The organism is Kineococcus sp. NBC_00420 (genome assembly GCF_036021035.1).
GTDB lineage: Bacteria > Actinomycetota > Actinomycetes > Actinomycetales > Kineococcaceae > Kineococcus.
On record NZ_CP107930.1, the window covers coordinates 3,642,444 to 3,654,300 of the forward strand.

Consider the following 11,857-nt stretch of genomic DNA (forward strand, 5'->3'; position numbering starts at 1 on the left):
GCGGGCCGGCGCCGTCCCCGGAACCCCCGCGCACGCGATCGACAGGACGCTGAACACGTTGCGAGAGCGGTGATTCACCGACGGTGAGTTCCGCGGGACCGTACCGGTGATGTCCCGCCGGGCGGTTCCGCAAGACCGTGGGACTCCGACAGGATCTCCCCGTGATCGACGGCTCCCCGCTGCCCCCGACGTCCTCGCTCGAGGACAGGGCGACCCCGATCCCCCGACCCCGCTCCGGCCGGCACCGGAGCCCGGGGCGGGCCCGCCTCGGCGGCCCCCGGCCGGCGGAACGGATCTGTCTCGCGCTCGCCCTCGTGGGCAGCGTCGTGGCGGTGGTGCTCAGCGTCCAGGGGGTGCGCGTCGCCGCCATCACCGTGGCGGCCCTCGGACTCGTCCTCGCCGTGGCGGGACTCGTCCTCGGGCGGCGCGCGGCGGACCTCAGACGCGGAAGCGGTGCACCAGTTCGCTGAGCTCGCCGGCCATGCGGTGCAGGTCGTCGGTCGCGGCGCGGGTGCCGGAGACGACGGCGGCGGTGGTCTCCGCCGAACCCGTGATCCCGCGGATCGAGTCACAGAAATGTGAGGTTTCTTGTCGACTTCTGTGGATCACCAGTGCGAAGGTGTGCGGGCTGTCGCAGGAGCGACGTGCCGCGGACGGCGAGGTGGCCGTGCGCGATGGACGACGGCCCCGAGGAACTCAACGATGAGACGTTTCACCGCACTGGCGCTCGCGGCAGCGCCGCTCGTGCTCACCGCGACCGCGGTCCCCGCCCAGGCGCAGACGCTGAAGCCGGCCGACCCCACGAGGGCCGCCTTCACCCTGGACGCCGAGGTGCAGGACGGCGGCCAGCAGGTGGTGTCCCTGACGATCGACGCGCGGGGGCTCGGCATCAACCCGAGGAGTCTGTCCGACGACGCCTTCAGCGTCCGGGCGAGCGGCACCAGCCCCGACCCCTCCGTCCCGGGCCCGGTCCTCGGCACCTTCGAGGACGTCGAGCGCCCGGTCGCCGACGTCCGGCTGGAACGTGGCGGCAAGCTCGTCATCGACCTCGAGGACGGCTTCGGCACACCGGGCGCCAGCACGCTCGGCTACTCCCTGGGCGCCGGCCGCAACGTCGAGCTCGACCTGGAGTACACCGTCACGCAGGTCAAGCCCCTCACCGCTCGCGGCGTCACCGACTTCCGCTTCGCCGCCCTCGAGCAGACCCGGGTGGTCGACGAGGAGGTCGAGGCCTTCGCACCCGGGGAGGCGAACGGGCTCGCCTACCGCCTCTTCTCCCCGCGCGAGCGCGGCAAGCGCCCGCTCGTCGTGTGGCTGCACGGCGGCGGTGAGGGCGGCCGGGAAGGCTCCTACGGCAACGACCTCGTGCTGCAGGCCAACCGCGGCGCCCTCGGCTTCGCGACGAAGGAGGCGCAGAAGGCCTTCGGCGGGGCGTACGTCCTCGCGCCGCAGGCCCCCGACTTCTGGCTCAACGACGACGCCCGCGGTTACTCCGCGCAGCTCAAGGGCCTCATCGACGAGGTGGTCGCCTCGCACCGCGTCGACACCGACCGCATCTACGTCGTCGGGGCGTCGAACGGCGGGTACATGACGGCGCAGCTCGTCGCCGACAACCCCGGCTTCTTCGCCGCGGACGTCCCCATCGCCGCCGTCCGGCAGTACGGCGAGAAGCTCGTGCTCACCGACGCCGAGCTCGCCGCGATGAGCGGCACGCCGACGTGGGTCGTCCACGCCGAGAACGACGAGACCGTGCCGTTCGAGCCCAACGGGAAGTACATCGCCGAGCACGTCGACGGCGCGCTGCTGAGCGCCTACCCGGACGTCACGTACGACGGCATCACGTACGACGGGCACTGGTCGTGGGTCTACGTCGGCCGCAACGACCCCGCGACGGCGGACGGCACGCACATCTGGCAGTGGATGGCCGCCCAGAGCCTCTGACGCCCGGTTCCTCCCGCAGGACGAGCGGCCCGCACCTCGTGGTGCGGGGCCGCTCGCTGCGGGGAGGGTCAGACGCGGAAGCGGTGCACCAGTTCGCTGAGCTCGCCGGCCATGCGGTGCAGGTCGTCGGTCGCGGCGCGGGTACCGGAGACGACGGCGGCGGTGGTCTCCGCCGACCCCGTGATCCCGCGGATCCCGTCGGCGATCGAGCCCGAACCCGCGGCGGCCTCGCCGACGCTGCGGCTCATCTCCGCGGTCGTCGCGTACTGCTCCTCGACGGCCGAGGCGATCGTCGTCTGGTGGTTGCTGATCTCGCCGATGACCTCGGCGATGCTCTCGATGGCCCGGACCGCCTCGGCGGTGTCGGTCTGGATGGAGCCGACGCGGGAGGCGATGTCCTCGGTGGCGCGGGCGGTCTGCGCGGACAGTTCCTTGACCTCACCGGCGACGACGGCGAAGCCCTTGCCCGCCTCACCGGCCCGGGCGGCCTCGATGGTCGCGTTGAGGGCCAGCAGGTTCGTCTGCTCGGCGATCGCGGTGATCGCCTTCACGACGTCACCGATCTGGGTGGAGCTCACGCCCAGGCGGGCGACGGTCTCCCCGGCGCGACCGGCGAGGTCGTTGGCCCGGGCGGCGACGGCGGTGGCCTCGGAGGCGCCGGAGGCGATGTCGCGGATGGCGGCCTGCATCTCGGTCGCCCCCATCGCGACGGTCGCGACGCTCGCGGAGACGATGGCCGCGGTGTCGGCCGCGCCGGCGGCGACGGCCGCGGTCTCGCCCGCGGTGACGCCGATGCGCTCGCTGTCGGCGGCGAGCTGGGTGGAGGCCAGGGACAGCGACGCCGACGACGTCGCGATCGCCGCGACGGTCCCGCGGACGCTGGCGCGGGCCCGCTCCAGGGAGGCGGCCATCTGGCCGACCTCGTCGGTCGAGTCGACGCGCGCCTCGACGGTCAGGTCCCCGGCGGCCATCGCGTCGAGCGAGGCCGACACCGCGTGCAGCGGCCGGACGATGGAGCGGACGACGGCCAGACCCAGGGCGGTGGCCAGCCCGAGGCCCACCACCAGGCCGATGACGATGGCGTTGCGGGAGTCGTCGGCGTCCCGCTGGGTCGTCACCGCGTAGTCCTTGGCGGCCGCGTCCTCGGCGGCCTCGATGGCGTCCAGCGCGTCGGCCGCCTTGCTCACCAGCGGCTGCGTCACGTCGGCGTTCGCGCTCGCCCAGCCGGCCAGGTCGCCGGAGTTCGACAGCGGGATCAGCTGCGCGTCGCGCGCCTGGCGCCACTGGGCCCAGGTGTCGGTGAAGACCTTCCAGTCGGCCGCGTCGGCCAGCGGCGAGGCGGAGTACTTCGCGGCCCAGTCGTCGAGCTCCGCGTCGCTGGCGGCGATCTTCTCGACGACCTTCGCCTTGCCCTCGGCGTCCGGCGTCGCGGCGTGCGTCGCGACGAGCATGCGCGTCTTGAGCTCCTCCTGGTGCACGCGCCCCAGGGCGGTGAGGCCCACGACGCTGTCCGTGTAGAGGTCGTCGGCGCGCTGGCTGCCGCCGTCCAGCGCCCAGAGGGCCCCGCCGCTGACCCCGACGGTCACCAGGGCCAGCGCACCGAGCGCGCTGAGCACCTTGGTGCGCACGCTGCGGTCGGCGAAGACGCGGGTGGTGCGTGGAGCCGCGGTGCTCGACATCGGGAACCCTTCGGAACGACTGTGGCCCGGCACCCGCCGGGTCCTTCCCCGTGTCCTTCGTCCGGAACGCGCCGTTCCTTGAACGTCTCCCACTCCTTCGTCCCACCCGCCGTGATCGTGCAGGGAAACCCAGCAAGATCGTGGACGACGGAGCAGGGGGTCGGCGGTCCGGGTCAGGATCGGGCCCTGCCCACCGCGCTCCTCGTCCCACCCCACCGCACCGTGATTCCGCTGGGGTCTGCCGGCGGGATCACGGGTCGGGCGGGGTGGGGTCCTTGCGGGCGCGGGAGGGCTGGACGCGCTTGGGCTCCCCCGGCATCTTGGGGTAGCTCGGGGGGTAGGGGAGGTCGCCGAGACCGTTCCCCTCGTCGCGGTCGGCGAGCGCGAGCAGCGGTTCCAGGGAGTGCAGGGTCGAGCGGCGCTCGGCCCACAGGTCCCCGACGGCGGCGAAGCGTTCCGGGAACGTCGCCAGGGTGAAGTCGTCCGGGTCCACGTCCGTCCCCAGCTCGGCCCAGGTCAACGGCGTCGAGACCGTCGCGCGGGGGGTGCGACGCAGCGAGTAGGCGCTGGCCATCGTGCGGTCACGGGCGTTCTGGTTGTAGTCCACGAACACCGTCTCGCCGCGTTCCTCCTTCCACCACGCGGACGACACGAGGCCCCCGGCGCGACGCTCGACCTCGCGGGCCAGGGCGATCACCGCGCGACGGACCTCGGTGAACGTCCACCGGGGTTCGATCGTCACGAACACGTGCACGCCCCGTCCGCCGGAGGTCTTGACGAAACCCTCGTACCCGAGTTCCGTCAGCAACGGGTGCAGCACGTCGCGGGCCACCCGCTTCGCCTGCGTGAAACCCGTCCCGGGTTGGGGGTCGAGGTCGACGCGGAACTCGTCGGGGTGGTCCACGTCGGGGGCGGTGCAGTGCCAGGGGTGGAACGTGATCGCCGCCTGTTGCGCGCCCCAGACCACCGTCGCGGTGTTGGTCGGCCGGATCGCGTCCGCGGAACGGCCCGAGGGGAACGTCACGTGCACGGTGTCGACGTAGTCGGGCGCGAACTTCGGCACCCGCTTCTGGTAGACCTCCTCGCCCTCGATCCCGTCCGGGAAGCGCTGCAGGTAGGTCGGGCGTTCGCGCAGCGCGTCCAGCAGGGCGGGGGCCACGAGCCGGTAGTGCTCGACGACGGCACGTTTGGACCCCTGCTCGCCCAGTTCCGGGTAGTACGTCTTGTCGGGGGAGGTGAGCCGCACGGGGATGCCGTCGACGTCGATCTCCTCCGCGGGCGGTTTCGGGCTCACGACCTGCTCCCGGACGCTCCCGACAGCACGTCCGCGAGGTCGTAGTCGGTCGGCGTCTCGAGCTGGTCCAGGCGGCAGTCCTCGGGGGCCTTGTCCGGCCGCCACCGCAGGAACCGCGGGTTGTGCCGGAACCGGTACCCCTCGAGCTGGTCGTACTCGACCTCGCAGACGAGTGCCTGGCGGACCGGGACCCAGGAGTCGTCCACCCGCGCGTTCCACCGGTTCTTCTCGCCCTGGACGTTCTCCTCGCCGGTGCGCAGCTGCGACAACTGCTCCAGGAGTTCCGCCCGCCGGGCCGTCGTGAACGCCGCCGCGCCGCCGACGAAGGCCATCCCGTCGTCGGTGTGCAACCCGAGCAGCATCGACCCGATCCCCGGGAGGCTCTTGTGCGGGCGGTAGCCGACGACGACGCACTCGGCGGTGCGCCGGTGCTTCACCTTCGTCATCACCCGTTCCTTCTGCTGGTACGGGGCGTCCAGCGGTTTCGCGACGACCCCGTCCAGCCCCGCGCCCTCGAACCTCGTGAACCACCGGACCGCGAGGTCGGCGTCGAACGTCGCCGTCGTCACGTGGGTGCTCGGACCGCAGTCGGCGAGCGCCGCCACGAGTCGTTCCCGGCGCACCGACGTGGGCTGGGGGGTGAGGTCCTCGTCGTCGAGGGCCAGCAGGTCGAAGGCGACGAACTGCGCGGGGGTCTCCTCGGCGAGCTTGGCGATCCGGCTCGCGGCGGGGTGGATGCGCTGGGACAGCAGTTCCCAGGCCAGGCGACCGCCACCGGGGCGGGGGACGAACAGTTCGCCGTCGACGACGCAGCGCGGGGGCAGTTCCGCGAGCACCGCGGCGACGACCTCGGGGAAGTAGCGGGACAGCGACTTCTCCCCGCGCGACTGCAGCTCGACCTCGTCGCCGTCGCGGAAGACGATGCAACGGAACCCGTCCCACTTCGGCTCGTAGAGCCAGGCCGGGGCACCGTCGGGCTGGCGCGGGACGCTCTTCGCCGCCTTGGCGAGCATCGGCTCGACGGGCGGGTTCAGCGGCAGGTCCATGGCGCTCACTCTGCCGCAGCGTGACGCCCGCCACGACCCTCCGGCGGGGTCTGGTGTACTTCGGCGGGTGAGCGTGAAGACCGTCGTCCTCGACGACGACCCCACCGGGACCCAGTCCGCGACGGGGGTGCAGGTCCTGCTGGAGTCCGACGCCGACCGCCTCGAGGCGGCCCTGCGCGACGCGGACGGCGTCTACGTGCAGACCAACTCCCGTGCCCTCGACGAGGCGTCCGCCGTCGCGCTGGTCGCCCGGATCCGGGCCGACGCCCTCGAGGCCGGCGCCCGGCTGGGGGTCGAGGTGCGGTTCGTGCTCCGCGGGGACTCCACGCTGCGCGGGCACGTCTTCGCCGAGACCGGGGTGTTCGCGGGCGCCGAGGACGTCGTCCTCTTCGTCCCGGCCTTCCCGGCGGGGGGACGGACCACGATCGGCGGGGTGCACCTCGTCCGCACCGCGGACGGTGACGTGCCCGCGGGGGAGACGGAGTACGCGGGCGACCCCGTCTTCGGCTTCCGCAGCTCCGCGCTGGTCGACTACGTCGCCGAGAAGTCCCCCCGCACCGGCGTCGGGGTCCCGCTCGACGTCGTCCGCGACCCCGCGCGGTTGGCGCAGCGGTTCGCGCAGGCCCCGGTGGGTTCGGTGCTGGTCCCCGACGTCGAGACGGACCGGGACGTGAGCGCCCTCGCCGACGCCGTGCGGGGGGCCGCGCGCGGGATCGTCGTGCGGTGCGCGGCACCGCTGGCCGCCGAGCTCGCGGGGGTCGTGAGCGCCGGGTACCTGCCGCGGCCGCTGGTCGCGGACCGGCCGCGGGTCCTCGTCGTCTGCGGGTCGCACACGGCGGGGGCGCAGGCCCAGCTGGACGTGCTCGGGCAGGAGTGGGGTGCCTTCGAGCCGGTCGCGACCGGCGACGCGCTGGACGACCCCGTCTGGGCGGGTCGGGAGCTCGGAGAGCGCGCGGGACGGGTGCTGGCGCGCCAGGGGCTCGTCGCCATCGCCAGCGAGCGGGTCCGGATGTCCGACCACGGCACCCTCGCCCACGGCGAGGCCGTGATGACCGCGCTGACCACCGCCGTCGCCGACCTGCTGCCGCACGTCGACGCCGTCGTCAGCAAGGGCGGGATCACCGCGGCGGAGGTCGCCCGCACCGGGATCGGCGCGACCAGCGCGTTCGTCGAGGGCCAGGTCGCGGCCGGGATCTCGGTGTGGGTGATGCGGACCCGGGACGGCCGCGAGGTCCGCCAGGTCGTCGTGCCCGGCAACGTGGGCGGCCCGGACGCCATCGCCGACGCGGTCGCCGCCCTCGGTGTCACCGCCCGGTGAAGGGGCGGATCGCGCTGGCGGCCCTCGCGGGCCTCGCGAACGCGAACTTCCTGCTGGCCCCGCTCGTCGGGGCCCGCATCGACCTCACCACCGGCGTCATCAGCGAGCTGTCCGTCCCCGGCGAACCGGGGTCGGTGTGGTTCCGCCTCGGTGACGGCAGCGCCGGGTTGCTGTGCGCGGTGCTCGCGCTCCCGGTCTGGCGCAGCGGGTTGCGCCACGCCCGCTTCCGCGCGAGCTGCCTGACCGCGTTCGGGCTGACGACGCTGGTCTCGGCGATCGTCCCGCTGACCTGCGCGCCCTCCCTCGGGGTGTGCCCGGCGTCGTCGGCGGGGCCCGAACTCCTGCACGACGGGGTCAGCGTCATCGGCACCCTCGGGGCCGTCCTCGGTGTCCTGGAACTCGCCTGGCGCGCGCGGGGGTGGGCGTTGAAACCCCTCGCGGTGCTCTCCGCGGCGGTCTCCGGCGGCGCCGGGGTCTACGAGGTCGTGACGTTCCTGCAGGGCGGCAACGGCGGCGGTGGGGACTCCCAGCGCTACCAGGTCCTCGCGGTGTCGGCGTGGGTCCTGCTGGAGGTCGTCAGCCAGTGGCGCGAGCGGGGAACCTCCCGGGAGGCCCAGGTCCCTCCACCGGTGTGACCACGAAGGATCGCAACGCCGGCCAGGGGCCGCCGGGCTTCGCCGAGTTCGCCACGGCCCGCTATCCGGACCTGGTGCGGCTCGGCACCCTGCTGACCGGCGACACCCACCTCGGCGAGGACCTCGCCCAGACCGGGTTGCTCGCCGTGCTGCGGGCCTGGCGTCGCCTGCACCCCGACGGCCACCCCGAGGCCTACGCCCGCGTCGCGATGACCCGGGCCGCCGCGAAGGCCGGTCGCCGGCGGTGGCGGGGGGAGACCCCGACCGGGGAACTGCCGGAACGGGCGGACACCGGCGGCGACGTCGAGGCCGCCCTCGACGCCCGGCGGATGCTCGCCGCGCTGCCGACCCCGCAGCGTCTCGTCCTCGTGCTCCGGTTCTGGCTGGACCTCTCCGAGCAGCAGACCGCCGACGCCCTGGACTGCTCCCTCGGCACCGTGAAGAGCCGTACCTCCCGTGCGCTGAAGGCGTTGCGCGAGAGCACTTCGATCGTGAACGGAGCCCGGTGATGGACGACCTCGACGTCAAGGAGCTGCTCGCCACGGCGGCCCGCACCCGCCCGGTGGAACTCCATCCCGTGCACGCCGTCCTGCGGCGACGGCGACGCGTCCGGACCAGGGCCGCCGGGTTCGCCGCCGGCGCGCTGGTGATGGCCTCGGTCCTGACCGTGACGGTGGGTCCCGACGTGGTCTCCGGACTCGGACGGGCCGTGCCGGCCGGTCAGGTCACGGCCCGGCCCACCGCGCCCCCGCGGGACAGCGTCGACGCCGACGAGGTGCGCGTCGCCCAGGAGGCCTTCGTCGCGGCCCTGGCGGCCCACCTACCGGGCGCACCCGCCGCGGAGGTGGGCCCGGTCAGCTGGGAACCGACGCCCGGGGTGTCGAGGACCTTCGGGTGGGAGGCCGACCTCACGCTGACGGGCAGCGACCCCGCGGTGCTGCTGACGATCACCGTCGAGGACTCCCGTTCCCCGAACCCACCCGTGGACGGGTGCAGTGGCGACGTCGTGGGCGACTGCTTCGCGGGCGGTGACGACGCCGGGACGACGTGGGCGAGCTGGCGGCAGGCCGTCCACACCGGTCCGGACGACGCGGTCGTCGTGTCCTCGCCGGTGGCCCGCGCGATCCTCCCCGACGGCCGGTTCGTGCAGGCCGAGGGCCGCGTCGTGAGCACCCCCGACCGTCCGCTGCGGGCCGGGGACATCTGGCCGCTCGGGTCCCCGGTGACCCCCTCGGCGCTCGCGGCCCTCGTCACTGACCCACGGCTCGCGGAGGTCCCGCTGCCCTGACGGCCAACCAGCGCTGCACCCATCGCGCGACACACCGGTCGGGATCGTGGATCACCCGGCGTTTCCCACGGTGGGTGCAGCGCTGGTTCACGCCGTGGACTGGGAGTGCTCCTCCGGGATCGCCGGCGACCCGGCGAGCACCACCGAGCACGCCACCACCACGACGAGCGCGACGACCGCCGCCGGCCACCACCCCGCCCGCACCGAGTCGCCGAGGAGCGCGAAACCCGCGACGGCGGGCACCACGACCTCCACCGACCACAGCAGCGCCGTCGCGGGCCCGACCGCCCCGCGTTGCAGGGCCGCCGCGTAGCCGAGGGTCCCGGCGACCCCGGACACGAGCACGGCCCAGCCGACGGGTTCGAGGGCGACCCGCCACCACTGCTCGGGGATCGTCACCGCCCGCGCGCCGAGGGCGGCGACGGAGTACCCGAGCCCCGCGAGGACGGCCTGCGTCGCGGAGCCGCTGCGGCGCAGCGCCAGGACGGCCACGAGCAGCAGGACCGCGGCGGCGCACAGCCCGTAGTCCACGGCGGAACCGGTCGGGGGCGAGGGTTGTTCCGTCCCCGAACCGCCGACGACCCCGAGGGCGGCGACGAGCAGCAGCACGGCCGTGGTGTCCCGACCGCGCAGGCGCGAGCCCAGGAACACCCGGGCCAGCAGCACGGTCAGTGCCAGCGACCCCGCCAGCAGCGACTGGACGGCGAACGTCGGCAACCGCCGCAGCGCGACCAGCGACAGCAACCAGGCCAGCCCGTCGACCCCGAGCCCGCTCAGGTACAGCGGGGAGCGCAGCCCGGAGCGGCGCACGCCCACGGCCTGCAGCACCGAGCCCGCCGCGTAGCCCAGCGCCGCGAGGACGGCGGTGACGAGGGCCAGCGTCACGGACGCCGGCCGAGGAACCGCCCGACGACGGGGAGTTCCGCGACCCCCTCGGCGTCGGCGATCGTGAACCCCTGCGCCGCGGAGAACTCCACGGAGTCCAGGACGACGTAGCGGGGTCGCCAGTCCGGGTCGTACTTGGCGTTGAACTTCCACAGCGACTCGATCTGCGCGCTGCTCGACAACGCGTGCAGCGCCCGGCGCCCCAGGTCGGCGAAGGTCCCCTCGCGTTCGCCCGACACGATCTCGCGCAGCACGGCGAAGTTGAGGCCCAGCCCGCGCAGCCCGTTCTCCACGAGGTGTTGGGCCGTCGCCACGATGAGGGCGTCGGTCAACCCGTTCGGCACGTCCTCGGCGGTGGAGCGGCGCATGACGTCGAGGGAGTACCCCTGCACCAGGGCGGCCGGGGTCCACTGGATGAAGCCCGCGGCCCGGCCGTCGGCGAACCGGGCGATGCTCACCAGGACGCCGGTGTCGGCGGGGTCGAACAACCGGGACAACGTCATGGAGTAGCCGCGTTCGGCCTCTCCGTGGCGCGACTCCCCGGAGATCGCGAGCAGCTCCTCCTTCACCGCTTCCGGCAGCGTGGGTCCGTCGTGGAACTCCACGGTGATCCCGGCCTTCGCGACCCGGTTCACCGAACCCCGGAGGCTCTTCATGCTCGAGCCCTTCAGCGAGAACTGCGAGCAGTCCAGGACGGCCTCGTCGCCCAGGTACACCGGGCGCAACCCGACCGCCTCGTAGGAGGGCAGCCAGTCGGCGCGGGCCCCGACGACGGCGACCGACCAGCCGTTGCGTTCGACGTGGTCGAGGAACTCCACGAGGAGGGCGCCGCGACGTTGCGGTGGCCCGATCGGGTCCGGGGAGACGAGGCAGACCCCGTTCCGGACGCTGTGCGCGACGACGCCGGTGCCTTCCTCGAAGGAGGCGAAGAAGAAGTCCTTGTCGTCGCGCAGGGCGAAGTAGTCGAGGGTCTCCCCGCCCCAGCGCAGGACGACCTCACGGGCGCGTTCCCGTTCGGCGCGGCGCTGTTCACCGCTGAGCACGTCCGGGCGGTGCGGGGAGAAGAGGATCCAGCCGAGGACCACCAGCAACGTCAGCCCGAGGGCGAGCAGCGACGGGTTCAGCAGCGGCAGGAAGGCGTGGCCCCCGTCCCCGCGCAGCTTCGGGAACGGCGTGCGCTGGTCACCGACGAGGCGCTGGACGACCGCCTCGATCGTCTCGCCCGGGTGCCGCTCGGCCCCGACGGCCACCACCAGCGCGGCCGAGACGACCAGCGAGACCAGGGCCCCGATCGCCAGCACCCACCCGACCCGCCGGGCCCGGGCCGCGCTCGGCAGCACCGGGAACGACCGCGCGTTCACCGCCAGCCAGACCAGGGCGACGACGTCGAGCACGGCCTCCTCGACGTCGATGCCCTTCAGCACGTGCAGACCGGCCGACGCGGCCAGCAGGCCGATCGTCGTGCCCCAGGCGAGCCGCTGACCGCGGCGCAGGCCCCGGGCCAGCAGCAGCAGGGCGATCGATACCGGCACCAGGACCGTCTTCGCCCCCAACGGGACCGCGAGCGGCAGCACGTCCAGCAGCGGGGCGAACCGTTCGCGGAAGGGCGGGGTGATGGCGGAGACGACACCGACGAGACCGAGGAAGGCGACCGCGACGGCGCCGATGCGGCGGATCCGCCCTCGTCGCGCGCGGCCGGCCAGCAGAGGAGGGAGCACGCAGAGCAGTCTGCTGCCTCCGGCACAGCTGACGCACGGTCACGGGTGCCCTC

General features: G+C 73.9%; 12 protein-coding genes. 6 read left to right on the forward strand and 6 right to left on the reverse strand.

The features are described 5' to 3' along the window. The first annotated feature begins 161 nt into the window (after positions 1-161). The gene (locus OG218_RS17940; protein ID WP_328294595.1) at positions 162-470 is read left to right on the forward strand and encodes a hypothetical protein; all 309 of its coding nucleotides are present in this window, start codon (positions 162-164) and stop codon (positions 468-470) included. Here the strand turns inward: OG218_RS17940 and OG218_RS17945 are convergent. Beyond that, positions 439-609, reverse strand: a complete 171-nt coding sequence (locus OG218_RS17945) for a hypothetical protein (protein WP_328294596.1) — start codon at positions 607-609, stop codon at positions 439-441. The genes OG218_RS17940 and OG218_RS17945 overlap by 32 nt on opposite strands. A gap of 93 nt (positions 610-702) precedes the next feature. Between OG218_RS17945 and OG218_RS17950 the strand changes: the two genes are divergently transcribed. Continuing rightward, positions 703-1,941 (forward strand): prolyl oligopeptidase family serine peptidase, encoded by a 1,239-nt coding sequence (locus tag OG218_RS17950; RefSeq protein ID WP_328294597.1) that lies wholly within the window; start codon positions 703-705, stop codon positions 1,939-1,941. A 68-nt stretch (positions 1,942-2,009) separates the two neighbouring features. Here OG218_RS17950 and OG218_RS17955 read toward each other — a convergent pair whose 3' ends face one another. From OG218_RS17955 to OG218_RS17965, 3 genes are all read right to left on the reverse strand, one after another. Then, positions 2,010-3,620 (reverse strand): methyl-accepting chemotaxis protein, encoded by a 1,611-nt coding sequence (locus tag OG218_RS17955; RefSeq protein ID WP_328294598.1) that lies wholly within the window; start codon positions 3,618-3,620, stop codon positions 2,010-2,012. A gap of 250 nt (positions 3,621-3,870) precedes the next feature. Then, the gene (locus tag OG218_RS17960; protein WP_328294599.1) at positions 3,871-4,914 is read right to left on the reverse strand and encodes a DNA polymerase domain-containing protein; all 1,044 of its coding nucleotides are present in this window, start codon (positions 4,912-4,914) and stop codon (positions 3,871-3,873) included. Next, entirely contained in the window at positions 4,911-5,960 is a 1,050-nt protein-coding gene (locus OG218_RS17965; protein ID WP_328296260.1) for an ATP-dependent DNA ligase, read from the reverse strand. Before OG218_RS17965 ends, OG218_RS17960 begins: the two co-directional genes overlap by 4 nt. Before the next feature lie 67 nt (positions 5,961-6,027). Between OG218_RS17965 and OG218_RS17970 the strand changes: the two genes are divergently transcribed. The 4 genes from OG218_RS17970 to OG218_RS17985 are packed head-to-tail and all read left to right on the forward strand — an operon-like array spanning position 6,028 to position 9,201. Then, positions 6,028-7,278: a four-carbon acid sugar kinase family protein gene (locus OG218_RS17970; protein WP_328294600.1), complete on the forward strand. Its 1,251-nt coding sequence runs from the start codon at positions 6,028-6,030 to the stop codon at positions 7,276-7,278. Continuing rightward, positions 7,275-7,913, forward strand: a complete 639-nt coding sequence (locus OG218_RS17975; protein WP_328294601.1) for a DUF998 domain-containing protein — start codon at positions 7,275-7,277, stop codon at positions 7,911-7,913. The genes OG218_RS17970 and OG218_RS17975 overlap by 4 nt, the downstream gene beginning before the upstream one ends. After that, positions 7,910-8,422, forward strand: coding sequence for a SigE family RNA polymerase sigma factor (locus tag OG218_RS17980; RefSeq protein ID WP_328294602.1), 513 nt, complete (start codon positions 7,910-7,912; stop codon positions 8,420-8,422). Before OG218_RS17975 ends, OG218_RS17980 begins: the two co-directional genes overlap by 4 nt. After that, on the forward strand, positions 8,422-9,201 hold the full coding sequence (locus tag OG218_RS17985; protein ID WP_328294603.1) for a hypothetical protein: 780 nt from the start codon (positions 8,422-8,424) through the stop codon (positions 9,199-9,201). The genes OG218_RS17980 and OG218_RS17985 overlap by 1 nt, the downstream gene beginning before the upstream one ends. An 87-nt stretch (positions 9,202-9,288) precedes the next feature. On the opposite strand, the gene OG218_RS17990 is transcribed toward OG218_RS17985, so the two are convergent. Both OG218_RS17990 and OG218_RS17995 read right to left on the reverse strand, forming a co-directional pair. After that, positions 9,289-10,086, reverse strand: a complete 798-nt coding sequence (locus OG218_RS17990) for a hypothetical protein (protein WP_328294604.1) — start codon at positions 10,084-10,086, stop codon at positions 9,289-9,291. Further along, positions 10,083-11,804: a bifunctional lysylphosphatidylglycerol flippase/synthetase MprF gene (locus OG218_RS17995; protein ID WP_328294605.1), complete on the reverse strand. Its 1,722-nt coding sequence runs from the start codon at positions 11,802-11,804 to the stop codon at positions 10,083-10,085. Before OG218_RS17995 ends, OG218_RS17990 begins: the two co-directional genes overlap by 4 nt. Between the last annotated feature and the right edge of the window lie 53 nt (positions 11,805-11,857).